The 1,538-nt window shown below is 38.8% G+C and carries 2 protein-coding genes and 2 tRNA genes; 3 read left to right on the forward strand and 1 reads right to left on the reverse strand.

What is annotated here, in order from left to right; translation table 11 throughout:
* Positions 1-228: hypothetical protein (locus LLF28_06975; protein MCE5195176.1), on the reverse strand; the 228-nt coding region annotated here is incomplete at its 3' end.
* A 273-nt stretch (positions 229-501) separates the two neighbouring features.
* Here LLF28_06975 and LLF28_06980 point away from each other — a divergent pair.
* From LLF28_06980 to LLF28_06990, 3 genes are all read left to right on the forward strand, one after another.
* Positions 502-572 (forward strand) — tRNA-Cys (locus tag LLF28_06980).
* 375 nt (positions 573-947) lie between these two features.
* Positions 948-1,019, forward strand: a tRNA-Cys gene (locus LLF28_06985).
* A gap of 12 nt (positions 1,020-1,031) precedes the next feature.
* Positions 1,032-1,538 (forward strand): hypothetical protein (locus LLF28_06990; GenBank protein ID MCE5195177.1); only part of this gene is annotated, 507 nt, incomplete at its 3' end.

Here is a 1,538-nt window from a genome sequence, read left to right on the forward strand (position 1 = left end):
CGCCTTTTCTAAACCTGCCTGTGAAATATCAACAGCTAAAACATTGAAACCTTGCAAAGTAAAGAAAACACTATCTCGACCTTCTCCTGCACCTAAATCAACCAGTTTTTTATTGGTTATTTGGCCATCTGGAATAAACTCCAAAACCTTGTTCACCAGCTCATTAGGTTCTTTACCCCAATAGTAATCGGGTTTCAAATAAATTTCTTGTAACTGCTCCTTGTCCATTATTCACTTCTCCGTCTTTTGTGAATACTATAGCTTGCTGTAGCCTTTTAAAAATATTTTTGCTAGCATTATACAGATACTATTCAGTAATTTACTATGCTTAATGTAGTAATTTTACTATGCTTAAAAGTTCTCCATCAATAAGAGCAGAAAACTTTTGAAGAAATATTTCAGGTTCTCTTTGACGTAAAAGGTATATTTTGCCTCAAAAAATAGGTTTAAATATTAAAAACGAGTATGATGTGTTGTCAGTTCACAATTGTGAACGCAAGTGCCAGAGTGGCGGAAAGGCTACGCAATGGACTGCAGATCCATTTATCCCGGTTCGATTCCAGGTTCTGGCTTAAAAGTTTTCTTGTAGATGACAACAGGAAAGCTTTTAACAGAAAAATTTTAAGGCGTTTTTAGCCTGAAGGAGGTACAAATACAGGTTAAGATGAGTAAACATAAACTTCACAATTGTGAAGCGAGCATAACAATCAAAATGTGGCTGAATTCCTTTATAAAAACTAGATTATGGATGAACAGATAAAAACGACTCATACAACTCACAACTTAATCTCAACTCAATTTCCGCAGAAGTCCACAAAAGAATACCCGTTTATCAATATGGGTATAGCCCTCCTAAATCGGTATCAGTTATACAGGATACTGGGCAGATAACCCCTCGATTGTGTACATCTGCGGAATAAGAGTACAAAATAACAGAATAACAAAATGCTGAGATGGCGGAAAGGCTACGCGATGGACTGCAATTCCATTATATCCCGGTTCGATTCCGGGTCTTAGCTTAGGGGTAGTATATGGATATAAGAACACAGAAAACATTTGAGGCACTTTTTGCCCTTGAAGATATTAGGGAAACTCTCAGACAGAGAATTCCGAATATCACAAGTCCAGAAGAAGAAAATACCATTAAAAAAAGTGTAAATCGGATCAGAAAAATCCTGGACGACATTGAAAATGATACCGGAACCCCGGAAGTACGAAAAATAGCTGATAATATTGATATTCGGTCCAGAGAAGAAACATACATCAATATACAGCCAATCCAAGCAGCCGGAAGGCTTACCCCCGAAGCCCGAAAAGCTCTCATAGCATATGGCGATGGCTATTCCACCTGTGATGCCTGCCGCAAACCTTTCAGACTGGACAAAATAAGCAGTCCGCCTATTGCTCCATTTCATGAACAACTTGCCAGCTTCGTTAACATGGATGTTGCTCGCGTCGTTCCAGGTGCAAGAAGAGGTTTTCAGGCAGTGACATCCTCTCTCGTCAATAAAGGCGATTCCGTAATAGTCTCAGCTCTT

Source organism: Nitrospiraceae bacterium (genome assembly GCA_021373015.1).
Lineage (GTDB): Bacteria > Nitrospirota > Thermodesulfovibrionia > Thermodesulfovibrionales > UBA1546 > JAJFTJ01.